The following is a 24,555-nucleotide window of genomic DNA, read 5'->3' on the forward strand; positions in this document are numbered from 1 at the left end:
TGCGGATCATGGTGTGACCTCTGCTTTGGTGCCGTGGCCGTCGCCGGTGCGGAAGGTTGGCAGCGCGGCGGAGTTCACGTAGCGCACGCCATCCCAGCTCGGCAGCGGAACCGGCATCAACTGCAGTTGCCCCGGTTTCTCAATGTCCCACCGCAACAACATGGAGTTGTCCTCATGTTGCGTGTTGTGGCAATGCTCCATGTAGGTGCCGGCGAATTCGCGAAATTGGATCGCAATCTCGACATTGTCCGTACCATCCTTTTCCGAACCGACGCGATACACGTCCTTGCGTGCCCATTTTTCCCATTCCGGTGGTGGCTTGCCGCCACGGCTGAGGATGATCCCTTCCTCGAAGTGCACGTGCACCGGGTGGCCCCAGCCCGTGTCATTGCCCTTGATGAGCCACACTTCCAGCGTGCCGAAACCCGTGACGCCGGCGTCGGTCGGACCGCTGGCCAGTTTGGTCGAAACGTTCAGGCGGCGCGGGTCCATGCGATACCCGAAACCGCCGTCGGTCTTGACCGTCCAGGGCGCTTCATCGGTGCCATCGGAACGGCCGAAGGTAAAGGTGCGGTGGCGGGCTTTGGCCAGCAGCGCCTTGTCGGCAGCATTGTCGCGGTGAATCTTCAGCGGGATCATAAACAGGCCTTCAGCCTTGCCCGGTTTGGCCGGCTCATAAGCGGCCGGGTCCATGGCCAGGTCCTGACCGGTGTAAGCCTTGACGTTGAGTTGCAACACCTTGCCTACCGCCGGATCACCATCCTCCCACTTTGGCCCCTTGCTGGTTTGCTTGATGATCGCCCGGTATTTCTCGGACAGCACGTCAGCCAGGGCGACGGGTTCTTCCGGACCCTTGCCGTCTTCGTGCACCAGCAGGTTGACGAAGAACAGCTTGTCGCCCGGTTTGATCCCGTTTTTCGAGAAGTTAACGATGATGTCGTGACGCTCGGCGATGCCCAGGGTTGGCAAAATCGCGTTGTGGTTCTGTTTGTCACCGTCGGCATCCAGGTCCATGCTGCCGTCGAACGGTACGCTGTGTTCCATGATATTGCCGTCGTTGGCAATCATGTGGAACGGCACCCGGGCATACGACACGCCCGACCCGGCAGGCCCTTGGAACTCACCGGTGGTGCCCTTGATCTCGCGCACCAGCGCCAGTTTGAAGTAGCGCGACACGGAACCATTGAGCATGCGCAAGCGATAGCTGCGGGCGCGCACATCCAGGGTCGGTTTCCACTTCCAGTTGACCAGCACCTGGTCACCGAGGAAGCCGTCAGTGTTGAAGGGGTTGAACCACAGTTGACCGTTCTTATCCCACGCCTTGTCCGAAAACATCAGGTTGACGTCGTAGTCGCGGTTACCCCAGGGCAAGGCGCTGCCGCTGGGGAGGCGCAGGTTGACGCCGTCATTCACCGATTCATTGCCGCGGTCCAGGGCGCTGTAGTAGTTCATCGCCGCCGCGTTGCCCTTGTAGACATTCTGTGCGGTGAAATCGAGCATGTGGTCGTGGAACCAGTGGGTGCTCATGGTTTCGCGCCAGTCGCCGCGGATCTTGATCGTGCCGTTGTTGCAGGTCTTGCGGCTGGGGTTGAGGTCGTTGGTCCACAGGGTTTCGCCCGGCGAGCACGGAAACGCTGCACGCGGGTCTGCAGCCGTGGTGTTGATGCTGTCGTAGCCCGCCAACTGGATCGGCCAGCGATAGTCGTAAAATTGCCCCGGAAAGAAAAACGCGTTGGCATAACCGTCGCTTTCCGCCGGCACGTGGCCGTTGTGTTCGTGGGTGGTGATGGTGTGCAAGCCAAACCCCATGTTCGCCGACGGGTCGATCGGCAAGCCGTTGTAATGGCGCATCAACAGTGGTTGCCCATAACGCACCATGAGCAATTTGGGCGGCAGGGTGCCGTCGAAGGTCCACAGGGAATTGTGTTTCTGCACCGGCATTTTCGGGTGCAAACGCGGTTCAACGCCCTTGGCGGTGCCAGCGGTCGCCGGCACGCCTGCCACATTGTAATAGAGGCCATTGGGGCCAAACTCGCCCATTGCATAGCGGTGCATCTGACGACTGTCACGCAAACCGGTATTCACCCGTGCGCCGGTTTGCACGGTCTTGTAGGCCACCTGCGGGTAAAACTCGTTCCAGCGCTGGTGCGACCAGCCTTTTCCTGGCGGACGGCCTTCCGCCGACGAGCCGATACGGCGGTTGAGGAAAAATTCAATCTGCTTCTGCCAAGGGTTGCGGTCGACCACGTTGGAATACTGGCTCGGGAACGGGGTCAAGCCCGGTTGACGCAAGAACGCGTCGAGCGCCGCACTTGGCGGGGCACTGCGAGCGACGCTGGTGGGGTCTTGTTGCGGTAGCGGACCGATGGCGGCGGGTGGAAACGGCAACAGTGCCGCCGGTGTCGTGGGGTCGAGTTTTTCCAGACCGAATTCTTCGAACAGCATCAGCGGCTGAGTGAACGGCAGCGCACCGTACAGTGGGCTGGGTTTCCCGTTACTAGGGTAATTGAAACTGGTCTGTAGCGCTGGCGGCAGGATGTTTTCCTGGAGCGGGGTTTTTCGGGTGCCTTTGACGCCACCCGGCAAATCGAAGGAATCCAGGTTAGCCGGGGGCATGGTCAAAATAGCGTTCAAGGCGCCTGCTTTGTCAGCCGGTTCGTCGTGGTACGCCGAGGGGTCGGACGGTTCGGGCTGTCGCTCATCGTCGATCGGGCTGGCCTGTAGAGTCGCTGTGCCTAGCGTCATAGACAGAAGGACGCTCACACGCGTCAGGTCGAACCATCTGAACGGATACCGCGCTTTTCTGTCCATTACCAGCCGCCTCAAAGTCGTGAAGGGGTAATGGGGCTCGTGCAAGGACCTCGCCAGATTTGTAACGGTTTTGTACAAAAGCATTAAGACTAATAAAACAATGGCTTATCAACATCAATTTGCCATGACCGGGGAAACGACTGGGGAATGGCACCCGCTAACGGGGAAAGTTTACCCCCGTTTTCAGGGGACCAAATTGAACGATAGACGGACACTCGTGCCCTCGCCTTCACGGCTTTCCAGGGTCACCGTACCGCCGAACCGCTCCATAATCCGCTTGACCAAAACCAGCCCAACGCCGAGCCCGCCGTGCTTGGTGGTGAAAAACGGCCGGAAGGCCATGCTGCGCTGTTCTTCGTTCATGCCTTTGCCGGTGTCGCTCACCACCACGCTGATGCCATGGGAATCGGTCGGCTCCAGCGTGATGGTCAACGTGCCGCCCTTGTCCATGGCTTCCAGTGCATTGGCCAGCAAACTGTTGAGGATCTGCGTCAACTGCACCTGCTGGCTCAAGACCATCGGCGTCAGCTGCGGGTCGAACACCACGTGGACCGAGGCTTTTTCGATTTGGTGCTCGAAAGCCATCAGACTGTCATGCAGCGCCGCCACCAGATTCACAGGCTCAGCCTCGTCGTTGAGCGGGCGCAAGGACTGCAGCAGCTCCCTCACCCACTTCGACATGCGATCCACCTGGCCGATGATGTCGTTGATGTTCTTGTGGGCCGGGCCGCTGTCGAATTCCAGCGTCAGTTCGGCACTGGAGCGGATGGTCGCCAGCGGATTACGCAAACTGTGGGCCACCGCCGACGACATCTCGCCCAGGGCGACAAAGGTTTCGTTGGTGATCAGTTGCTTTTGTTGCGCTGCCAGCAGAATGGCCGCCCGGCGTACGATCCAGTACAGCCCCAGAAAGATCAGCCCGCCGCCCAGTGCAGTGGCCAGCCAGATCAGGACCAGACCGCGCTCCATGCGGCTGATCAGGTCCTTGGGTTCCTTGTAGATCTCGACCATCGCCGTGACTTTGTCGCCGTCGGCATCGAACAGCGGAATGTAGTTCTCGATGAAGATGTATTCCGGGGGCGTCACGAACTTCTGTTCCATGCGGTTCTTGTCCACATCGTGATAACTGGCCGACACCGGAATTTTGGAAGCAAAGGCTTGATCCAAGTCTTCGTCGGCATGGATCGTAGTGCCCATTAACGCCGGGTTGGTCGACCAGATCACCCTGCGGTCGGGGGCGTAGATGTTGGCCAGGATCACGTCCGGCAAGTGCTGGATATGGTCGAGGAATTCGCCTCGGGCATCGGCTCGGGCCAGCGGGTCGACGTCGGAAAAGTCCTTGTCTTTGCGCGGATCGAGCAGTTCACCCATGGTCCGTACGTTAGGAATCGACACATGACGCACCTCGGCCGAGGCAATCGCCTGAATGAACTGGGACGTCAACAATGCATCGCGCTGCACGCTCTCGGTAATCACGAACCGGGTGGACACCGCCCCCAACGCCACCGCCACCGTGCCAATCACCGCCAGGCTGATGAGCGAAAACCAGCGCAGTAAATTGAACGGTGGCTTGCGCGAGCGCAGGTGAATATCACCCTCCTCGTACTGGAGTGTTTTAGTAAGCATGTCCATGGACGTATCCCGGCGATTCCCCTATAGGGTTATAGCCCACTCATGGCCGTTTGCCTGACGTTGGGTCTTGTCCCTCCACTTCCCCTTATCCCCATCTACCCCCAATGCTGGGGACAGTGGCCCGTTCCCAAAACCCGCAATCTGAAGCCGTTAGTGCGTGACACGCCCTGACTCGGGCCTCTGCCGGCCGTAATTCGCCGGTTGGTATGGAAGTTGCCGAACGACCTCTCAACTGACCCGTCTCCATGGGCAGGCATTTTGATAGAGGGCTTAACTCATGCACCCTTTACTGTCCAAAACCGCGGCCGCCCTGGTCGTTAGCGCACTGGCCCAAAGCGTCGCACAAGCGGCGCTTTTTGCCGTAGACCCCGGCCCCTATGTACCCGCCAACGGCTCGTTCGCCGCCTGGTATCAGGACACTCACGGTCGAACCCTCGACCTTTGCCTGTCCAAGGCCGTCAGCTCGCGAGTGCCCAGCGCACCGGGCGCGCCGTCGTACATGTGCAATTTGCTGCCGGCTCCCGGGGTTTTCGACGACACACAACCGCTCGTCTTCCCGACCAACTTCCCCGATGAGGCGTTCTGGTTCACCGGCGACGGCACCATCGTCGACGCAGCCCGAGGTATCGACCTGACCTATGTCAGCGCCGTTGAAGCCGCCTTCAGCGGTGGCGACCCCGTCGAAGGTGACCAGATCAGCTTCGCCCGCATACGCATGCGTATCGATGTACCGACCGCGGGCACCTACGTCATTACCCACCCCTACGGCGTCGATGTCTTCAACGTCGACACTCCAGGCCGGAGGGCGATCAACATGACCCGAGACATCGGCATTGGCGTGCCGAAGACCTACGACGGCGCGCTCAAAGGTGACATTGGACCGTTCCTGCGCAGCGTCAACGGGCCCTACACCGAAACCAATCCGATCACCGGCTCAGCCGAGCAATTCGTCGGCGATCCGAACGTGGTGGAAGCCTTCACCGGCAGCCCTTTCAATACCAACTACATCCGCATTGAAGGACCCAACGGGCTGGATTTGCGCACTACGGTGATGGCCATCTCCGGCAAGTTGTCGACCGTGGCCCGGCCGACACCCATGATCGCCCAGCGCAGCACCTACTCGCGTAAACCCGGCGCCAGCGCTCCGGTGGCCCAGCAAGACGTGTTCGTCCTGGCCCCGCCGCCACCGGCCAAAGTGACCCTGGACAGCAACAACCCCGTGTTGAACTTTTCCGAGGCCGACACCACCGGCAACTGGTACGCGCAGTCTTCGACCAACCCGAGCTTGCCGAGCACTTTGCAAGTGACCGCCGACAACCATTTGGCCATCGCTGGCAGCACGCCGACCACCTTACCCATGCCCCTGACTGACATGGTGGTGATTTCACGTGTCGAGTACAGCCTCAGCACCGGGCAAATAACGGTCGTGGCCTCGACCAGCGACGAAACTTCGCCACCGGTGCTCACTGCCACCTCTGGCACGGGTGTCGCCATCGGCGCCCTCAGTGGCGACGGCGCGGTGAAAAGCCTGGCCACCGGCATCTCACCTATTCCGCCGGCCAAGGTTCGGGTGACGTCATCCAATGGCGGCAGCGATACCGAAGAAGTGGTCATCGTGCAATGAACGCTCACATGCCCAGATCCTCATCAGGAGGCATCATGAACAATTGGCCACGCCTGGCACTTAACGCCTTGGGACTGACTCTATCGCTGTCCGGCAGTGCTTACGCGCAACTCGCTGCCGTCGACCCAGGTCCTTATACCTTTGCCTCGGGGAAATTCCCGATCTGGTATCAGGACAACAATCTGCTGTCGATGGAACTGTGCCAATCCCGAGCCACCAGTTCGCGGGTACCGGCTGCCACGCCACCGGCCTACATGTGCACCCTGCTGCCGGCACCGGGCATTTTCGACGACACCCTGCCGATGGTGTTCCCGGATAACTGGCCAGACGAAGCCTTCTGGTTCCTCGCCGGGACGAACATTCCCAACAATGCCGCTGGCTATGGAATGGACGCCTACGTGGCCGGGATAGAAGCAGCTTTTGCCGGCGGGAATCCGCTCGATGGCGATCAAATCAGCTTTGCGCGGATTCGCATGCGGATCAATGTGCCCGTCGCCGGGACCTACACCATCACTCACCCTTATGGCGTGGAAACGGTCAACGTCACCACCCCCGGTCGTCGCGCAATCAACCTCACCAGAGACATCGGCGTCGGTGTGCCGGGAGTTTTCAACGGGGCATTGAACGGTGCTATCGGACCCTTCCTGCGCAGCGTCAACGGCCCCTACACCGAAGTGAACCCGGACACCGGCGCGATCGAAACCTTCGTCGGCGACCCGAACCTCACCGAACAAGTCACCGGCAGCCCCAACAACACCAACTTTGTGCGCATCCAGGGCCCGGCCGGGACGATCGAGAGCAACCTGTTCACACTGGCCGGCAAAGTCCTCGACAATCGTGCGCAAACCCATATAGACCTTAGCCGTGCAACCTACCGCCGCACTGCCTCGGGCACCGGTACCAGCACCCGGGTCGAAGTCTTTGGCAAAGCGGACAACAGCTCTACCTTGTGCTTCCGCGAAACCGTCGCCCTTGTGCCAGGCCCACCGCCTACGCCATGCCTGACCAACATGGTGGGTGACGGCACAGGGTTGTACTTCGGCCAGCGTCTGTTCAGCGGCCTCGTGCCTCCGGTCGTGGTGCTCACCGCCACCAACCCGGCCGGTACCACTCGCCCTACGGCGGTATCGAGCAAGCTCACTGACGTGGTGAAAATCCAGACTGCTCACTACAACTGGAGCAATCACAGCCTGCTGATCGAGGCGACCTCCACTGACGAAGTGGCAGTGCCAGACATGGTCGCGCAGGGTTACGGACGTCTGTCGAAATCCGGCACCTTGCAACGCCTGACCATCGCCGACCTGACTCAGCCACCGGCCAGCGTCACGGTCAAATCCGCGGCGGGCGGCAGCGATACCGAGCTCGTCGTAGTTGTCGGGACCGCACCGGATACCGGCGAGAACCAGGCGCCGATGACCGTTGCCGATACCGGCAGCACCAGCTTCGGGGTGCCCATCACCCTCAACCTGTTGGCCAACGACAGTGACCCGGACGGCAACACGCCACTGAGCATTACCGCGCTGACCCAACCGGCCGCCGGCCAAGGCACCGTGGCATTGAACGGAGCGGCATCGGTGGTCTATACCCCACCCGCCGTGGTCAATGCACCGCTGACCACGACCTTCACCTACAAGGCTCAAGACGTCAAAGGCCTGGCCTCGACCGCTGCGGCGACCGTGACCATTACCGTTGCGCCTAACCAGTCTCCGGCGGCGGTCGCCGACAGCATCGCAACCCTGGGCGTGGCGGTTCCGATCAACGTGTTGGCCAACGACACCGACCCGGAAGGTAACGTGCCTCTAGCGGTCGCCAGTTTCACCCAACCACCGGCAGGTCGCGGCACCGTCAGCAGCAACGGCACGGTGATCACCTACACCCCACCGGCCACGGTCACGACGGCCTTCACCACGACCTTCACCTACATCGCCCGGGACAGCTTCGGCGCCCTGTCGACGTCACCGGCCACGGTCACGGTGCAAGTCTCGCCAAGGCCTGCTGCGGAAACTTTTGCGGTGACCACGGCAACGGTGTCGGCCCGCTCCAATAACCGCTTCACCTGGGACTTTGCGGGCACCTCATCGGTGACCACCGGTAACACCATCACCGTGCAGGTCACCACCCCGACCGTGCTGGTAACCCTGGGCACCACCACGGTGCCGGTGACCGGGCGCTGGCGGTTGACGGTGAGCAACAGCACCACGGTGATTCCGTCGGCTAACCCGACGGCGACCATCCGCTCGTCCCAGGGCACCGTGCGCACGGTGTCGGTGATCTCCAACTGAGCCCTTGCCCCACCCGCCGATTCGGTGGGTGGGGCCGGCCTCTTCCTAAAGGACGCAGCCATGAAAACGTCGACCGCCGCCCTGCTCTGCCTGCTTCTGCTCTGCAGCAGTGCGGGCGTGCGCGCCGACGATTTGATGGAGAACGACGACCTGGCCCCCGGCGCCGACCTCGGCGAGTTACCCCCACCGATTGGCCAGCAAGCACTGATCGATCAGAACGGCCAGGCCAACGTTGCGCTGCTGCAACAGAACGGCCAGTCGCTGCTCGGTCGCATCGTCCAGTCGGGCAGTAATCAGGAAGCCTACATCCTGCAACAAGGCAGCGACCTGATGGCAATGATCACCCAGCAAGGTTCCGGCAACGCCGCCTCGATCACTCAGACCGGCAGCCACAACCGCGCGCAGATTTCCCAGAACGGCAACAACAACGACGCCAGCATCGACCAGGCCGGTACGGGGCTTTCAAGCGCCGTGACCCAGTCCGGAAATGGCATGAGCGTTTCGGTCAAACAATACCGCTAAAGCACTGCACCATTTGGAGGTTTCATCATGTTTAAACTGACGCCCCTCACCGCCGCCATCCTGGTCATTGTCAGTGCCCAGGCGATGGCCGACGACAGCGTTTCCACCCAGGACCAGCTCGGTACCGCCAACGTCGCTGATGTGAAACAGACCGCGGCTCCATTCAGTACCGCCACCCAGCAACAACTTGGCCAGGGCAACGATGCCGCGGCGGTGCAAGACAACGCCACGGGCACCATCACCCAAGATCAACTCGGCGACTACAACGCCGGTTACGCCGAGCAACTGTTCGAGAACGGCAGCACCATCACCCAACAACAGGTCGGCAGCGGCAACTCCAGCCATGCCAGCCAGTCGATCGGCATGGGCGGCAACGAAGCGCTGCAACAACAGCAAGGCACCGGCAACTTCTCGTTCATTTATCAGGACAGTCAGGAAGGCACCTCCGGTCAAACCTTCCAGTTTGGTGACAGCAACGAGGCCAATATCGAACAGATCCAACTGGGCACTGCCAACGCAGCAGTGATCATCCAGTACGGCACCGCCAACTACGCCACCGCCGAACAGATCGCCCACATGGGTGGCCAGATCAATCTCAACCAGGCGGGCGAAGGCAACTACGCCTATGGCGACCAGCGCGATGGCAACGGCGGCACCGTGACCATCAACCAGTTCGGCGACTTCAACGGCGCCGAAGTCTGGCAAGGCGGGCAAACCGCCAGCGAGGCCACCGTCAACCAGTACGGGCAAACCAACGAGACCGTGGTCGACCAAAGCTTCGGCGAAAACAACAATGCCCAGGTCCTGCAAGTCGGCGACGTCAACGCGATCTATGCCGACCAGTTCGACTCCGTCGGCTCGGTCCTGGCGCTCTATCAACAAGGCACCGGCAACGTGCACTTCACCTATCAGAGCGGCGACAGCCATGTGCTGAACGCCACCTCCGTGGGGACTGAAAACAAGGTCTACGCCAGCGACTGGAAAGGCCCGCAACTGGGCGGCCAATTCGGCAGCAGCCAGCGCGCAACCATTACCCAGGCCGGCAACAACAACACCGCCAGCTTCAAACAAGACGGCGTCGGCCACATCATGACCACCAGCCAGACGGGCACCGGCAACAAAACCACGGTCAAACAGGCTGAAAATTACAACGAGCTGTACTTCGACCAGAACGGCAGCGACAACATCCTCATCGCCGACCAGCGCGGCACCACCAACCTGGCCCAGGGCACTAGCACCGGCATCGGCAACACCACCAACTTCGACCAGTCCGGCACCATGAACGTGGCCTACGTCACTCAGGGCGGCACCGGCAACATCGCCAGCGTCACTCAGAGTGGCATGACCCAGACTGCGACCGTGCAGCAGTTGGGTGCTGACAACAAGGCGACTGTGCTGCAGCAATAATCGCGCTGCATAAAAAACCGCGGCCCTTGGAGGGTCGCGGTTTTTTGCCTGTCCCGGTTGATCGTTCTCACGCTCTGCGTGGGAATGATCGATGGTACGGCTTACGCCTGCGGATCGATGTTATCCAGCGCCCGATTCACCGCCAGGTCGGCCAGCATGATGACCTGCTGGATGCCCAATAACATGCTGCGCTGTGGCCCCTCCACAAACACCGCGAAATCACTGGCCATGACACTCGCCGAAGCCAGCGATTCACAGGCGTGTGCCAACAGGCTTTCGGTGTCGATGTCCGGGGCGATGACGAACATCGTCCTCGGTTTGCGCTCGGGTATGTCTTCGTGGGGATTGAGGTAATGGTCGAGGGCGCGGTCGGCGGCTTCGTGGAGTTTTTTTGAATCGGGTGACGCGTAGGGGGAAACGGTGTCGGTTCCTGGGGGATTGGGTGTGGCTTTGAACATGGTGAAGCTCCTTTGGAAAATAGCGCCACCAGAACCTGTCGCTAAACAAGTAAGGGTGGCGACTGTATGCAGGTTAGCGAACCGGCCAAAGGCACCCGGTAGACCCGAAGATCTCCCGCATACAGCCACCATAACGTAATTGCAGACATCAAAAGTCAGCAAGAAAGTCTGGAACGCTGATGCACTTTGAATAGTCCGGGTCGCTAAACCCGGCCGCTGAATTCAGCGGCCCGGAAACGATAAAGACCAGATACAAAGCGTACAAGCCGGCGGATTCTGGCGTAGTCGTAGGCAACGGCGCAAGGATCTGTAGCTTTCAGGAAGTAACGCTAAACGCCATTAAACACGCCCCTCGAATCAGCACATATTCCCTGTTGGACTGGGTCCATCTGCAAGAGACTGGTCGGCTGTCAGGCCGCAATCGCAGGCAGGCCAATAACCTACTGACAAACCACCCTCCCCCAAACACCGAGAAAAATTCGGACTTCCCCTACAAGCCAAACCGAATCCCCCGGCATCCACCATTGAGCCCTATCGCCAAAGTGCCCCGTTTCCAAGGACCGGGCACAAAGCGTGACCAAACTCATCCCCCAACACCAACTCGCCGGCCAGAGCGGCCAAGTACTCGACAACCATCAAGCTGCCGATGCGCTTCGTCAGGCCCTGAACTACCCATACGACTTACAAGGCTTCGACGACCTGCTGAATGCCGTGGGCGCCAACCGCTCCAACTACATGCAAACCGCCCACCAGCAAAAACTGATTCAGGCCGTGAGCAACGGCGATTGGGCGATAGTCACACCTCGCGTCAATACGGATAACGGAGGCGGATCATGGAACGGTTTCAAAACCAAACCCGCCCCCCCCGGCGCAACATCTGGTCGAAGATCACGCCTTCACGCAGCCCAAACCGGCCGAGTCGGGCTTTCATATTGTTGAAAAGGCCATGAGTCTTGAGTCGTCGGAACGCTCACTTTACGAGAGTTCGCCAAGCGATGCGTTACGTCGCGAATTTCGTTCGCTCAATCGCCATCTCGGCGAAAGGGTGAAACCGGGGCAAATGGTGATCTTCAGCGATCCACGGCACTACATGTGCCGGCGTGAAGAGGCGCAGATGATGATTGCTGCCGAGAAGGTCAACGAGGCGCTCAATGATCTGAGTGATGAAGAGGCTTCGTTTATGGTTGAACACCATGAGGTTATAGAACCGTTTCTAGGTATCTCTTCAGGTGGACTAGGCGTGGCGTCGTTTATGGTCGGTCGTCACTGGAAGACCTCGGAGACACTCTCAAAGAATTGGAGCGCTTACATCAAGAGCAGTACCGACAACATCGTCATCTTCATTCACCAGAGTTTTTTGCTCGACGCAAACGCCTGATGGCGAAACTGGACGCCGGTTTCGGGCCTTTGGTGCGTAAGGGACTCGGGCTCGCAGATCATCCTAAGCTCAAAAGAGCGTTGGGGCTTTCGTCTCGCAAAACTATTCATCATTGGAACAAAGCAGGTTCTCCAACGCAGTTACCGGGTTACGCAACGAACATCTCGGCAGTCTCTCAAGCCGCTAAATATATGAAGGTAGGTGGTTACGTGGCGATTGCTCTGGGTGCAGGTTCAGCCGCAATGAAAATTAGCGAGACTTGCCGCAGTGGGCGCGAAGAGGAATGTCGTCAGGTGAAGTTTGTGGAGGGCTCGAAATTGTCTGGCAACGTTTTGGGTGGCATAGCGGCAGGCCGACTGGCCCCGATGGTTGCCCCTGCAACATGTGCAGCCATTGGCGCTGGAACGGCAGGGCTAGGTGGACTCGTTTGTATGTTGGTGGTGAGTGGGGCTGTGATCGCCGGTACTGCAGACGGGGGGGCAGTTCTCGGTGAAGTTGCCGGCGAAATGCTTTATCAGGTTACCGCTCCATGAGTCGGCATGACTGGGCGTTTTTGGCATCTTGTTTACTTTGGGCGGCAGTGATGTTGGTGAACACAGCGGTATCGGTATACGCCGCCTACGTCAAAGCGGAGGAATGCCAGGCGCACTTTGTGAAATCGAATCTGGTCGAGCAATACCGATTTAAACCGTCCGGCAGTTTCTTGAGCCGGCTAGGAAGTATGGGAATGGTCTATTCCCTATTGGTATTCAAGTATCAGCGCCGTTTAGATCCCGTCTCAATTGAAGAAGTGAAGACGTTTCCTGCACATCTGCGGCCTTGGATCGTAATTCCTGGTCATATCAATCTATTCTGCGTTGTCTGGATGTTTGCAATGTGTGGTTGGGCCAGATACACGGGCCTGGTTTAGCCGAGCCTAGGTGAGGGAACTGACCGAGGTGTTTAAAAGAAATTTAACGACCTGCAATTACGAATCGAATTCAGGTTTTGAAAAGCACAAGATCAACTCCCTCTCCCTCTCCCCCTCGCCCCTATGGGCCGGTCCGACGTTTCGGGAGGGATCGACGGGCGGCGTTCCGATGAGGGGTGGATTTAAAGCACAACACAAACCCACAGCCGTAATCCACCACTCAACAGGCCGAGCGTTAGCTCGCCTGCAGCTCTTGATCTTGATCTGCCCGCCCCTTCGGGAGGCTGAGTGGAGGTGTTCATCTGGGGGCAGGCGCGCAGCGCCGTTCGACGCAGTCGAACACATCGAGAGGAGGTTGAAGCGAAGCCAACCGGAGGCGATGCCCCCAGATGAATGCCGGAACGAAGGAACGCCGAGCCTAAGCGAGGGACCGAACGCTGGGGCGAAGCCTTTTGGTTCCTTTTTGGCGTTTGAAAAAGGGACTCGCTGTAAAAGCGAAACCATTAGCGGCCGTTACCGCAGAAATGGATATGTACACCTGAAAGAAATAGGTCGGCAATCAGGTCGCCATCGCAGGCAAGCCAGCTCTCACAGTTTGGTCAGGTTACATCTGCCAGAGCTTGGTCGGCTATCAGGCCGCCAAGATCAAAAGATCAAAAGATCAAAAGATCAAAAGATCAAAAGATCAAAAGATCAAAAGATCAAAAACCAGGTCGGCCCGAAGGCCGCCTCGGTTCACTCTTCCTCACCCTCAGGCACAACCTTGTTCTGAGCCAGGTAGCGGTCAAGCGTCGCATTGTTGTCAGCCGAAGAATTATCCCCCGCCACCTGCCACAAATTCCGCTCAATCCCCTGCGCCAGCAAATGCCCAACGGCCGCCTCGATCGCCGACAACACACACAACTGCGCCGGTTCGTTCGTGGTGTACCCCACCTCAGCCTCCAGCAACTTCTTGAACTCGATAAACTTGAACACCCCGGCACTGCGCCCAACAGAGTAGATAGTCTTGCTCGTCATCACATTGGCCAACACCTGCCCACTGCGCACATCCACGGCACGAAGGTTCACCGACACCTGATCCACCCGATACTCCCGGGAAATGTCGATCCCCAGATACCGCGCCCCTTCCCCGCCACTGCGCACGTTGGTGTCATAGGCAATAATCCCGCCCTCCAGCATCAAATTGGCAGCCTGCAACGGCGGCAACTCGCCCTGGATATTCACCGGCGTATTGGGCTTTTTCTGCGAGGCGCGAATGATCTTGCGTTCGGTCAACAGGTTCTGCAGCCCTTCCCGTTCCAGCACCACAAACCAGCCACTGGCCTGCAACGCATCCATCAACATGCTGGCCGCGCCCTGGGTCACGCTGGTGGAAAACGAACTGGCCGGGGTCGGTTTGTACTGCCCGGTCTGATCCCGGAAGCCATACACCACCGCCATCAACCGGCCCTTGGGTCGTGGCATGTTCAGCAAGTCGTAATAGGTCGACGCCCGAGGTGTCAGGGTCGGTGATTCGGTGTCCTGCTCGGCCCCCATCGGCTCGCGCAAACTGCACCCTTGTAATGCCGCCAACATCAGTCCTAGCGCAATTATTTTTTTCATGTCCTTAACTCCCCATCGACCCAAATCCCCGTCAAGGGGCCAGGCCATTCACCTGGATTTCGGAAACTTCACCGGTCGCTCGGTCGGTCACTTCAATAGTCAGTGCGCCGGAGTCATCGATGACGTTCACAACAAAAGCGTCGGTGGTCAGGCTCCCGGCATTGCCCGCGGAGATGTTGTCCATCAACTGGCCTAGCAGTCGTGATTGCAGCTGGCTGGTGAAACGCTCCAGGGCCGAAGCGCCGGCCACGGATGCACGGTCCTTCAAGTCCGGGTCGTCGTAGTCGTTCTGCGCCTGGGCGTTGTTGAGCAACCAGGTCCCGTTCAACGGGTTGCCGCCAAACGACGGGTTGATGGGTGTGTAGACCAGCTCCGTGGCCTGGACCAGCCCACAGCTGCCCAACCCTAGTAACCACATGCCCGTGCGTTGCGAGAAAGCTCCAATGTTCATAGTTCGTCCCTCTCAAGGTCGGTGGTGTCCTGCAACAAGGCTTCCAGCTTGCGCTGGACGATCTGCACGCGGACGAGATCGGCAGCCTCATAGGCCTCGTCCTTCAACTCCACGGTGTTCGGCGGCAGGAAGCGCCGATAAACCAATCGTTGCTGATATTCCACGGTCACCAGGCTGCCCCAGCGTGCCGAAGGACGTTCGCGCACCACCAGGTTGAAGTCCATCGGGCTGGTGGCGCGCAGGCGTTCACTGAACGAGTAATAAAAGTCGTGGCCGATGTGCGAGATCGTGTCGTCGACGATAAAACCCAACATTTCGTCCTCTTCAGCGGCCGACACGAAGGACGTCATCAGCATCAGAACCAGGGCCGGTAGCCAGTGTCTGTTCATGGCATCACCGCCCCAACGCCTGAGGCGTTTTTGGAGGGGCCTTTCGGCGCGGACGCACCCTCGAGGAAGGCCTTCTCGGCGACGAACTGCCAGTCCTTGTAACTCGCCATGCCGGTGAAGTCCGACCATTGCGTGGGGAAATCCGCCTGCTTGAGCGGCGTGTCCGTGGAGGGGCTGTTGAGGCCGGTGATGCGCCCGTCGAAACCGCGCATCAGCGTCCATTCGCCACCCCCGATCGGGTCCGGGTACAGGTTGCGCAAGTGGTGTTTGGGCGACGGAAAACGCTCGTCCTGCAACAGGTCCGCCAGTTCTTTTGGGTACTGAGCCACGCCAGGTGAACTGCGGTAGTAGCTGCGCAATGCCTGGGCATATTGAGTACCGACCCAGAGCAACTGGCGTTCACGATCACGGCGCGAGGCGGTGGACCACAACTCGCCAGCGCTGGCCAGGCCCAGGCCCATCAACATGATCAGAAACAGCACGCCCAGGTAAGTGAAACCGGCCTCGTTCGAAGGCTTACCACTCCGAATACAGGCTGCCATCACGCGCCCTCCCTATGGCTCCGCTTTTGATATCGGCGACCCCACCCGAGACGCCGTCAGGCGGCGCCACCAGCACCCAAAGGTCTTTGCGTTCAGCGATCGGGTCCATCGGCGGGTTACGCAGGTAACGCTGCTCGACCAGCTGCTCGATGGAATCGGGATAACGCCCGGTGTCGCCGTAGTAGTGATCCAGTGCTTCGCGCATGGCCGACAGGCTCTGGCGCAGCGTGGTCTCTTTCGAGACCTCGAGGCTGTTGAAATAACGTGGCAACGCGATGGTCATCAGGGTGGCGATGATTGCCATGACCACCATCAGTTCCAGCAGGGTAAACCCCTTTTCCCGACGCATAATCTCACCACTCCCGGTAGGCGATGCCGTTGAGACCTTTGCCGCGAGCCTTGGAGTAAACGTCAAAGACGTCTTCGCCTTCGCGCGGGTTTTGAGCCGTACTGTCGTAGGAGCGCACGCCCCAGCCACCGTCGTCGTCACGCTTGACCGGCGCCAGCGGGTCATGGGGCACGCGCCGTAAAAAGAAGAACTTGGCCCCCTTGGCGCTGCGTACATCACGCACACCGTCCACCAGCACTTGCAGGTTCGGCGGGTAGCCGCTGCTGTCCAGGGATTTCTCGATGTAGCCGGCGTCGAAAGCACGTTTGTAGGCGTCGATGGCATCGCGAATCTGGTACAGCGCTGCGCGCAGATCCTGCTCCTTGCCCCGGCGCACCACGGTCTCGGTCAGCGGCGCGGCCATGCCGGCCAGCAAGCCGATCAGGGCCAGCGTCACCACGACTTCGATCAGGGTAAAACCGCGTTGCGAGGCGTTCATGATCAAGGCTTCTCGACGACACCGTGGGTGGAGGCAACCGGAGCACTGAGGGTCTCTGAGCGAATCGCCGAGTCCATCCCGCGCTCCGGTGCCTGAATGTGCATGCTGGTTTCGGTACCGGTGGTGAACTCCATGTCCGACGGGCTCTGGTACGGTAGGTTGCGCACGATCCGCGGGGTGATGGAGAGCACTAGCTCCGACTTGCCGACGGTGTCCTTGTTGCTGCCAAACAAGCGGCCCAGGCCGGGAATATCGCCAAGGCCGGGGATCTTGTTGCCGGTGGCGCCATGGTCGTTGCGCATCAGGCCGGCGAGGATCTGGGTTTCGCCGTCATGCAGACGCAAGGTGGTCTGGGCGTTGCGGGTATCGACCTGGACCGGAATGGTGCCCTGACGGGTCGGTTCCAGTGGCGTGGCGTTACTCACTTCCAGAGCAATTTTGATCGCCACTTCGTTGTTCAAATGCACGGTCGGCTGCACTTCGAGCTTCAGACCGACGTCCAGGTAGGTGACGCTTTCAGTGATCACCGGGCCTTGAGTCGAGGGCACCGAGGTGGCGCTGATGATCGGCACGCGCTGACCGATGTGGATGCGCGCCTGTTCGCGGTTGCTGACCCGAATCACCGGGCTGGCCAGGGTGTTGATGTCGTTGTCCTGGGCGTTGATCTTGGCCTGCGGCGACGGCGAGATGGAGATCCGGCTGGAGTTGATGCCTTTGAGTTGATCGAGCAGGGTCACGGCCGAGCCGTCGCTGTTGACCACGCCGAAGGTGTTCGGCCATTGCAGGCCAAGGTCGAGAATCCGCTGAGTCGCGACTTCCATCACCTCCACTTCCAGCACCACTTCAGGGTTGGACTGATCCTGCGATTGCAGGAGTTTTTCGGCCATGCGGATCGCGTCTTCAGAGTCGCGCATGGTCAGGGTATTGAGGCGTTCATCGACGAACACGTCGCGGGTCTTGAGCATGGTTTTGATCATGTTCAGCGCGGTGTTGGCATCGATGCTGGTCAGGTAGAAGGTGCGCATCACCAGCTCTTGGTAATCCTTGAGCTTCTGCGGCGAGTCCGGGTAGATCAGCAAGGTGTTTTCGTTCACCACCTTCTGGTGCAGCTGGTTCTGTTGCAGCAGCAATTCCACGGCGTCTTCGATGCGCACGTCACGCACGAAGATCGTGGCTTTCATGTCCGGGCGCAGGTCCTTGTCGAAGATGAAATTCAAACCGGCGACCTGCGACAGCACTTCGAAGATGGTTTTCAAGTTGGCGTCGCGAAATTCCAGGGTCACCGGACGGTCGAGACGGGTCCGCAGTTGTGGATACGCAATCACGTTGCGGCTTTGCACCAGGCGGACGTTGCTTTGCAGCTCCAGCGCCCCTTCATTTTTAGGGTCCAGATCGAGGATTTGTTTCACCTGACGGTCGGCACCGTAGATGTCGCCGCGACGCAGGTCGCCACGGGCCAATTCGAGTTTTTCATCCAGGCTGCGCATGTGATCGAGCTGACGCAGCGCGTCCTGGGCACGGCGGTTGTTCGGTTCGACGGTCAACACCCGGCCGTAATTCAGGCGGGCGGAAGCGAAATCACGCTGAGCGCGATCCATGTCGCCCTGGGTCAACAGCGCCGTCACTGCACGAGCACGGCTGCTGTTCAGGGCCAGGTGCAGCTCGGTGTTGCGAGGGTTCTCCTTCAGCCCTTCCTGGATGCGGGCCAAACCGGCTTCGTACTGTCCCGACTCCATCAGGTCGGTCGCCTCTTGCTTGGCGACCTGCGCGGAACTGCACGCGGCCAACCCTGCACAAAGGCAAAGGCTCAACAGCAAACGGGATCTGTTCATTGCGTGCTCCCCACAGACAAAGTCTGAGACAAATGCAGAGGCAGGTAGACAAAACTGAGTTCCACATCGGAAATCCCTTCTATCCGCCAGGTTTCGTCGATCACATCCCCCTTGCGTACGACGTATATTTTTTCGCCGTTCTGCAAAAACACTTGCAGGTCCGAACGGTCACTCAGCTTGCCAATGAACTGGAAAGGCATCGGTGGTGCGCTGGGGGCTTGCACGACCGGGGTCAGGTTGACGGGTTGTTCGGTGACAGTGGCAAGCTGCTGCGCAGCCTTCCAGTTGCGGGCGGCGAACAGGTCGCCAGCCGGGCCCAGGTCCTTGACTGCCGCCGCAGTTTTACCGGCTGCCGTGGCGGGCAGTGCACCGCGGATTTTGCTTTTAGCCGGGGTAGCCAGGGCGGCAACCGAAGCATCGCCCTCCTGCGACGACGTGAAATATTCAGGCAGCCAGGTCAGCGCCACCGCCATGCCGAAGAACGCCACCCAGCCCACTACGCGTTTGGTATTCATCATGACCTCGACAGGTAAAGGGTCATGCGGATCCGCCCGGTGAGGTCGGTGTCGGCGATTTTTTTACGCTGGAACTCCACGTCTTCCACCACCACCGCCGGCAACTGGCCGAGCAAGGCATGCAGGAAGCGCCGCAGTTGCGGGTAGCTGCCGCGCACCGGCAGCAGAATCTGATACCGGGCCAGGTGCGTCTTGGGGTCGATGCCCAGGGAATATTCACCACGCGCCAGGGTGATGTGTTCCTGGGCTGCCAGCGCGTAGATCTTGTCGATGGCCACGGTGGCCTGAGGCTGGGACGGCAACTTGCTGCGGAAATCGTCGAGCTGACGTTGCGGCACCACCGGAGCGGCAACCGTGCCGTCTTCGACGTTGGCCAGGTATTCGCCGGCTTCGCGAGTCTGCTGGCTGAGCGTTTGCAGCGACTGCCAGTCAGGCATCAGGCCGACCAGGCCATACACCAGCGCCAGCAGCAACATCGCCAGCCCTGCCAGGCCGGGAATGCCCAAGCCTTGCAGGTATTCGTGGACGATCAATCTAGGGATTTGCATCGCCAATCTCCCAGGTAGCCGACAGGTTGAATTGCACCGGGTGTTCCGGCACGTTCGCGACGATTTCGTGGCTGAGCAGCGACACATCGGACAGCTCGTCGCTGGCTTCGAGGCTGCGGTGGAAGTCGAGCATGGCTTCCAGGTCCCGCGCTTCGGCGCTGATTCGCACCTGGCCTTTGCGGGCATCCGGGGTCAGGGTCAATAAAGCAATGTCGTCCCGGGGCATGGCTTCGAGCATGGCGAACAGGCGCTCCCAAGGCCGGCGCAATTGCTGGGACACCTTGCGCATCTCGGCCAGGTTGTGCGCCTGTTCGCGGGCTTCGGCCGGGGTCAGGCTGACCTTGCTGCCGGTGTCGCCGGTGAGACCGCGCTGGGTGGTTTGCAAATGGCCTTGCTGTTGCGCGGCCTGTTCACTGAGGTGCTGCTGAACCAGCAAGCAGGTCAGCGTCAGCACCACGCCACCGGCCAGCAGGCTCCAGCCCAAAGGGCCCGAGCGGCGAGGCGGCTGGAAATCGAGCATCAGGGCGCGCATATCAGGCCACCGCGCGGGACATGACGTACAAGCCATCGCGTACGGATGTCCGGTCTTCTTCGAGGGTGCGCAAGTGCACGCCGGGTACGTCAGGGTGCGAGTCAATGCGCGCCGGCGCATGAAGATAAACGCTCAGCGGCCGGTCGCTGGTGGACGCCTGCAATTGGTTTTCACGACCGATCAATGCCGTCAGTGCGGCGTCGCTGTCGCTGCTGCCCACCGAACGCACCGATGTCCAGCGCCCTTCCCGGGCCAGCAGCAAGACGCTGCGCACCGGCTCGGCGACCACGAACAGGAAGTCGTCGGCGTCGAAGCTTTTATCGAAATGATTGAACGCCGCCATCAGGTACGGCTGCACCGAACGCAGGCGCAGGCCACGAGCGGCGACCTGCGTGCGCAGCTGCGTCAGCAAGTCTTGCGGCAGTGCGGTGGCGACCCGGTCGTAGCCCGCCGGTTCAGCCGACAGCACCATGCTCCAGGGTTGAGTCGGCACACCGTAAAGGTCTTCGAAACACAGTTGGGCAAAACCGAGCAATTCGGCAGGGCTGCTGATCTGTTCGCTCCAGGGCACCAGACAGAAGCGGCTGAAGTGCCCCGAGATCACCACACTCAATTCGTCACCGGGACGGGTGTGTTCGGCCAGCAGACGGTCGAGGGTTTCCAGCGCCACCGCCCAGGCATGGAAGCCTTCGTCGATAAAGCCGACGCTGCCCAGCCACAGGGTTCCACTGCCGCGGCGCTGGCCCAGACCGACACCACTGGCGCCGAGCACGGCGACAAAACGATCACGAGATAAAAGTGACACGATTGATCTCCTCGAGCGTGGTCCGCCCATTTGCAACCAGCTCCAGTGCCGACTCGCGCAACAGGCGTAAGCCACGGCTGCAAGCCAGGGCCTTGATTTTCGAAATGGGTTGGCGCTCGACGATCATTTGCCGCAGCTCGTCGTCGAGGTGCAGCAGTTCAGCAATCGCCGTACGCCCGCGATACCCGGTGCCCCGGCAATGGCCGCAGCCCTTGCCGTGGACGAAGTGGTAGTGATCAACCTGTTGCGGATCGAGGCCCGAAGCGCGCAGTTCTTCGTCAGTCGGGTTGCTCGGCGCGCTGCAACTGGCGCAGACCAGTCGGATCAAGCGCTGGGCCAGCACGGCATTGAGGGCGGAGACGAGGCTGTAAGGGTCGATTTCCATCTGGGTGAAACGACCGATCACGTCGAACACGTTGTTGGCGTGAATGGTGGTGAACACCAGGTGCCCGGTGAGCGCCGATTGCACGGCGATCTGTGCGGTGTCGGGGTCGCGGATTTCACCGACCATGATTTTGTCCGGGTCATGGCGCAGGATCGAACGCAAACCACGAGCGAAGGTCAGGCCTTTCTTTTCGTTGACCGGGATTTGCAGCACGCCCGGCAATTGGTATTCCACCGGGTCTTCAATGGTGATGATCTTTTCCACGCCGTGGTTGATCTCGGTGATCATCGCGTACAGCGTGGTGGTTTTGCCGCTACCGGTGGGGCCGGTCACCAGCACCATGCCGTAAGGTTCGGCCGCCAGCCGACGCAGATGGCGCAGGGTTTCGTCTTCGAAGCCCAGGGCTTGCAACTGCACGCCGCAGACCTTGTCGGCCAGGTCCTGTTTGTCGAGGACCCGCAACACTGCGTCTTCACCGAAAATGCTCGGCATGATCGAGACCCGAAAGTCGATCTGCCGGCCGCTGATGCCGATCTTGAAGCGACCGTCCTGGGGCACGCGCTTTTCGCCGATGTCCAGTTCGGCCATGACCTTGACCCGGGAAATCACTTGCTCGGCGAATTCGCTGCCCTGGATTTTGCTGATGTTGTTCAGCACACCATCGATCCGGTACTTGATCACCAGGCCGCTGCCGGTGGTGCCCAGATGGATATCGCTGGCGTGCATTTTCAGCGCGTCGTAGAGGGTCGAGTTGACCAGTTTGACCACCACGCTGGCGTCTTCGCTGATGCTGGTCAGGGACAGGCTTTGCAGGGTATCGATTTCGATATTGGCGTCGGCCTGGGCGTTGAGCGATTCCACGGCGTGGAAGCTCTCTTCGTGGCGTGCCAGGTAGGCCTTCAGGTCGTCGGCATGCACCAGGTACAGCGACGCGCCGTGCAGGCAGTCGTCGATCCAGGCCAGGCGAGTCGTGTCGAACGGGTCGGCAAACACACCAATGACCGCATCGTCGTGACGCAGCAGGATGAATTCGCGCTTGAGGCATTGGGCCAGGGTGACCCGATCGAACACCGGGGTGGCCTGAAACAAGGCGTCGGTGTCGAGCACCGGATAATACAGGGTAGCGCCCAGGCACTGGATGAAAGGCATGGGGGCCAGTTCGCACAACACCCCGAGGGCTTCCAGGATACGTTCGCCGGAACGGGTGGCCCTGGCCCTGGCCTGGGCCAGTTGCTCACTGGAAAATCGAGACGGTACACAGTCCAACAGCGCCGGTTCGACGGCAAGGGATAGACGGTCCATGGCATGCTCTCCAACGCCGGGGGCTTTGAGCCCTGTCGACGCGGCAGGCCATTGCGGCGGATGCCGGAACGTCTTGTCGCGCCACTACTCCCCGGTGAGCAATTGTTCGTCGTCTGGTGCCATGGAGGTCGATAGACTTCGTCGACGATCTGCCAGCACCCAACTGCCGTCGTACAACTGCAGCGGGAAACTCTCGGTCCTGCTCTGGCGTCGTTCGACGAATCCCTCGGACATGCTCGCTCTGGGTCCGCGCTCCATCCCCAGAAGGTCGCAGACCGCTCGGGCCAATTCCGCCAATGGAAACGGTTTGAACAGGATATGGCTGACGCCCAGTTGCCGGGCCCGCTCACAGACTTCAGCGGTTGGGTGCCCGGTAATCAGCACAAAATGACACTTCCTGTTCTGGCGGACAGCATCGAGCACCTCAAAGCCTTCCATGTCGGGCAAGCGGTAATCGAACACCATCACATCGGGTAAAAAGCGTTCGGCTTCACCGATTGCAGATTCACCGTTGTGAGCTATCCGGACTTCCAGCGCTTGCGCCTGCAGGTAACCCTGAAGGTTTTCCGCCAGCAGCTGTTCGTCTTCGACAACCAGTACTTTGTTTAACAAGGTCGACTCCTTGAAACCGCAGGTCCGATGTTCCAGCCCTGGGAGTACGCGCCTTCAATGGGGCTAACGCACACTTCATGCCAGGCTGAGCGCCGGTTTTTTTACCGTTGCACGTCTTTGATTTTCATGAAAAAACCATTTCGTCCAGAATCTCCATCCCCCAAAGGCGGGGAAGCGCTCGGATATCCCTGGAAGCTTTCCCCCACTATTGGGGGGGAACCTTCAATCATCGTCAATCCGTTCGATTCGATTGCTTGATCGCAGCTGCGCGAGCACCTGTAGACGAGCTTGAGCCTGTTGCTGTCGGGCAAGGTAAGCCCTGACCATTTCAAGCCCTTGCACCTCTGAGACATCGGTCGCCTCCAAGTGGTTCTGTAGGTAGATTAAATGCCAGCCCAGCGGTGTTCGCACCGGTGTACTGACAGCCCCCGGTGCCAGGGCAAAGGCCACTGCTTCGAATTCCGGCATCATCCGCCCGCGAGGGAAATAGCCCAGATCACCGCCCTCGCTCGCAGAAGCGTCTTCGGAACCGGCCCGGGCCACGCTGGCAAAGTCCTCACCCTGACTGATTTTCACCTGCATCTCCTCTAAGCGTAGCCGGGCTGCTTCGACTGTGGCGGAATCAGCGCCTTGAGGCACTTTGATCAGAATGTGCCGTGCCTGGATTTCTTCCGGCCGGCTCATCTCGGCGCGATGCTCGTCATAGAACGCGCGGACCTGTTTTTCGTCTGGCCCGGCGACCTTGGCGAGGTCGGCAAACACCTGCTGGGCCGCAAGTTCGCGGCGGGTGTACTCGGTATACGCGGCCTCGTCGAAACCGGCGTCTTCCATGCGCCGGGTGAACACGTCGGCACCGCCCATGGCTTGCCGGGTCTGATCGACCTGGCTTTGCACCACCTCGTCACTGATCACCACCCCGCGCTTGACGGCTTCCTGCCACAGCAATTCTTTGTCAATCAAGGCCCTCAGTGCCGCCTGACGCAATTGCTTGTAGGCCTTGGGATTGCGGAGGCTGCCCAGCGCCCGGCCCTGGTCCTCCAGGTACTCGGCGAAATAGCGCTCCAGGCGGAACTCGGAAATTTCCTCGCCATTGACCCGCGCGGCGGCCGGGCCATCGCTACAGAACGCCACGGGAACCCACATCGTGAGCAGGAGCAGCAGAGTCTTGAACGTCATGATCGAGACCTCC

The 24,555-nt window shown here is 60.1% G+C and carries 25 protein-coding genes; 8 read left to right on the forward strand and 17 right to left on the reverse strand.

Features of this window, described 5'->3' with window-relative positions; genetic code table 11:
- Positions 1-6: 6 nt before the first annotated feature.
- Together ACYZT3_RS17970 and ACYZT3_RS17975 are read right to left on the reverse strand one after the other, a co-directional pair.
- Positions 7-2,811 carry a multicopper oxidase domain-containing protein gene (locus ACYZT3_RS17970; protein WP_462030404.1) on the reverse strand — a complete coding sequence of 935 codons (2,805 nt, stop codon included), beginning with the start codon at positions 2,809-2,811 and terminating at the stop codon, positions 7-9.
- A gap of 183 nt (positions 2,812-2,994) precedes the next feature.
- Positions 2,995-4,443 (reverse strand): sensor histidine kinase, encoded by a 1,449-nt coding sequence (locus tag ACYZT3_RS17975; RefSeq protein ID WP_462030405.1) that lies wholly within the window; start codon positions 4,441-4,443, stop codon positions 2,995-2,997.
- 277 nt (positions 4,444-4,720) lie between these two features.
- Between ACYZT3_RS17975 and ACYZT3_RS17980 the strand changes: the two genes are divergently transcribed.
- Genes ACYZT3_RS17980 through ACYZT3_RS17995 form a run of 4 tightly spaced genes read left to right on the forward strand, consistent with a single transcriptional unit; the run spans position 4,721 to position 10,278 of the window.
- Positions 4,721-6,067 carry a hypothetical protein gene (locus ACYZT3_RS17980; protein WP_462030406.1) on the forward strand — a complete coding sequence of 449 codons (1,347 nt, stop codon included), beginning with the start codon at positions 4,721-4,723 and terminating at the stop codon, positions 6,065-6,067.
- A gap of 35 nt (positions 6,068-6,102) precedes the next feature.
- On the forward strand, positions 6,103-8,349 hold the full coding sequence (locus ACYZT3_RS17985; protein ID WP_462030407.1) for an Ig-like domain-containing protein: 2,247 nt from the start codon (positions 6,103-6,105) through the stop codon (positions 8,347-8,349).
- 60 nt (positions 8,350-8,409) lie between these two features.
- Positions 8,410-8,871, forward strand: coding sequence for a curlin (locus ACYZT3_RS17990; protein WP_282381205.1), 462 nt, complete (start codon positions 8,410-8,412; stop codon positions 8,869-8,871).
- 27 nt (positions 8,872-8,898) lie between these two features.
- Positions 8,899-10,278 (forward strand): curlin, encoded by a 1,380-nt coding sequence (locus tag ACYZT3_RS17995; protein WP_462030408.1) that lies wholly within the window; start codon positions 8,899-8,901, stop codon positions 10,276-10,278.
- A gap of 101 nt (positions 10,279-10,379) precedes the next feature.
- On the opposite strand, the gene ACYZT3_RS18000 is transcribed toward ACYZT3_RS17995, so the two are convergent.
- Positions 10,380-10,736 carry a DUF6124 family protein gene (locus tag ACYZT3_RS18000; protein WP_282381201.1) on the reverse strand — a complete coding sequence of 119 codons (357 nt, stop codon included), beginning with the start codon at positions 10,734-10,736 and terminating at the stop codon, positions 10,380-10,382.
- A gap of 573 nt (positions 10,737-11,309) precedes the next feature.
- Here ACYZT3_RS18000 and ACYZT3_RS18005 point away from each other — a divergent pair.
- Genes ACYZT3_RS18005 through ACYZT3_RS18020 form a run of 4 tightly spaced genes read left to right on the forward strand, consistent with a single transcriptional unit; the run spans position 11,310 to position 13,024 of the window.
- Positions 11,310-11,675 carry a hypothetical protein gene (locus ACYZT3_RS18005; RefSeq protein ID WP_462030409.1) on the forward strand — a complete coding sequence of 122 codons (366 nt, stop codon included), beginning with the start codon at positions 11,310-11,312 and terminating at the stop codon, positions 11,673-11,675.
- Between the two features lie 7 nt (positions 11,676-11,682).
- Positions 11,683-12,114 carry a hypothetical protein gene (locus tag ACYZT3_RS18010; protein ID WP_462030410.1) on the forward strand — a complete coding sequence of 144 codons (432 nt, stop codon included), beginning with the start codon at positions 11,683-11,685 and terminating at the stop codon, positions 12,112-12,114.
- Positions 12,114-12,647 (forward strand): hypothetical protein, encoded by a 534-nt coding sequence (locus tag ACYZT3_RS18015; RefSeq protein WP_282381195.1) that lies wholly within the window; start codon positions 12,114-12,116, stop codon positions 12,645-12,647. Before ACYZT3_RS18010 ends, ACYZT3_RS18015 begins: the two co-directional genes overlap by 1 nt.
- Positions 12,644-13,024: a hypothetical protein gene (locus ACYZT3_RS18020; RefSeq protein ID WP_462030411.1), complete on the forward strand. Its 381-nt coding sequence runs from the start codon at positions 12,644-12,646 to the stop codon at positions 13,022-13,024. Before ACYZT3_RS18015 ends, ACYZT3_RS18020 begins: the two co-directional genes overlap by 4 nt.
- A gap of 735 nt (positions 13,025-13,759) precedes the next feature.
- On the opposite strand, the gene ACYZT3_RS18025 is transcribed toward ACYZT3_RS18020, so the two are convergent.
- The 14 genes from ACYZT3_RS18025 to ACYZT3_RS18090 all read right to left on the reverse strand — a co-directional run bounded on the left by ACYZT3_RS18025 (position 13,760) and on the right by ACYZT3_RS18090 (position 24,542).
- Complete coding sequence (locus tag ACYZT3_RS18025) at positions 13,760-14,626, reverse strand: CsgG/HfaB family protein (protein WP_282381193.1); 867 nt, start codon at positions 14,624-14,626, stop codon at positions 13,760-13,762.
- A gap of 31 nt (positions 14,627-14,657) precedes the next feature.
- Positions 14,658-15,077 carry a curli assembly protein CsgF gene (locus ACYZT3_RS18030; RefSeq protein WP_282381191.1) on the reverse strand — a complete coding sequence of 140 codons (420 nt, stop codon included), beginning with the start codon at positions 15,075-15,077 and terminating at the stop codon, positions 14,658-14,660.
- Positions 15,074-15,466, reverse strand: coding sequence for a curli production assembly/transport protein CsgE (gene csgE, locus ACYZT3_RS18035; protein WP_282381189.1), 393 nt, complete (start codon positions 15,464-15,466; stop codon positions 15,074-15,076). The genes ACYZT3_RS18030 and csgE overlap by 4 nt, the downstream gene beginning before the upstream one ends.
- Complete coding sequence (locus ACYZT3_RS18040) at positions 15,463-16,008, reverse strand: type II secretion system protein (RefSeq protein ID WP_462030412.1); 546 nt, start codon at positions 16,006-16,008, stop codon at positions 15,463-15,465. The genes csgE and ACYZT3_RS18040 overlap by 4 nt, the downstream gene beginning before the upstream one ends.
- Complete coding sequence (locus tag ACYZT3_RS18045; protein WP_282381185.1) at positions 15,983-16,357, reverse strand: type II secretion system protein; 375 nt, start codon at positions 16,355-16,357, stop codon at positions 15,983-15,985. Before ACYZT3_RS18045 ends, ACYZT3_RS18040 begins: the two co-directional genes overlap by 26 nt.
- 4 nt (positions 16,358-16,361) lie before the next feature.
- Complete coding sequence (locus ACYZT3_RS18050) at positions 16,362-16,835, reverse strand: type II secretion system protein (RefSeq protein ID WP_282381183.1); 474 nt, start codon at positions 16,833-16,835, stop codon at positions 16,362-16,364.
- A gap of 2 nt (positions 16,836-16,837) precedes the next feature.
- Positions 16,838-18,667: a secretin N-terminal domain-containing protein gene (locus ACYZT3_RS18055; protein ID WP_282381181.1), complete on the reverse strand. Its 1,830-nt coding sequence runs from the start codon at positions 18,665-18,667 to the stop codon at positions 16,838-16,840.
- Positions 18,664-19,182 (reverse strand): hypothetical protein, encoded by a 519-nt coding sequence (locus ACYZT3_RS18060; protein WP_282381178.1) that lies wholly within the window; start codon positions 19,180-19,182, stop codon positions 18,664-18,666. The genes ACYZT3_RS18055 and ACYZT3_RS18060 overlap by 4 nt, the downstream gene beginning before the upstream one ends.
- Positions 19,182-19,730 (reverse strand): GspMb/PilO family protein, encoded by a 549-nt coding sequence (locus ACYZT3_RS18065; RefSeq protein WP_462030413.1) that lies wholly within the window; start codon positions 19,728-19,730, stop codon positions 19,182-19,184. Before ACYZT3_RS18065 ends, ACYZT3_RS18060 begins: the two co-directional genes overlap by 1 nt.
- A complete protein-coding gene (locus ACYZT3_RS18070) occupies positions 19,717-20,262 on the reverse strand; it encodes a PilN domain-containing protein (protein WP_282381173.1) in 546 nt (181 codons plus the stop codon). The genes ACYZT3_RS18065 and ACYZT3_RS18070 overlap by 14 nt, the downstream gene beginning before the upstream one ends.
- A gap of 1 nt (position 20,263) precedes the next feature.
- Entirely contained in the window at positions 20,264-21,067 is an 804-nt protein-coding gene (locus ACYZT3_RS18075) for a hypothetical protein (protein ID WP_282381171.1), read from the reverse strand.
- On the reverse strand, positions 21,048-22,754 hold the full coding sequence (locus ACYZT3_RS18080) for a GspE/PulE family protein (RefSeq protein WP_282381169.1): 1,707 nt from the start codon (positions 22,752-22,754) through the stop codon (positions 21,048-21,050). Before ACYZT3_RS18080 ends, ACYZT3_RS18075 begins: the two co-directional genes overlap by 20 nt.
- Positions 22,755-22,838: 84 nt before the next feature.
- Entirely contained in the window at positions 22,839-23,366 is a 528-nt protein-coding gene (locus ACYZT3_RS18085) for a response regulator (protein WP_282381167.1), read from the reverse strand.
- 222 nt (positions 23,367-23,588) lie between these two features.
- Positions 23,589-24,542, reverse strand: a complete 954-nt coding sequence (locus ACYZT3_RS18090) for a peptidylprolyl isomerase (RefSeq protein WP_462030414.1) — start codon at positions 24,540-24,542, stop codon at positions 23,589-23,591.
- Between the last annotated feature and the right edge of the window lie 13 nt (positions 24,543-24,555).

This window comes from Pseudomonas sp. MDT1-16, assembly GCF_054898115.1.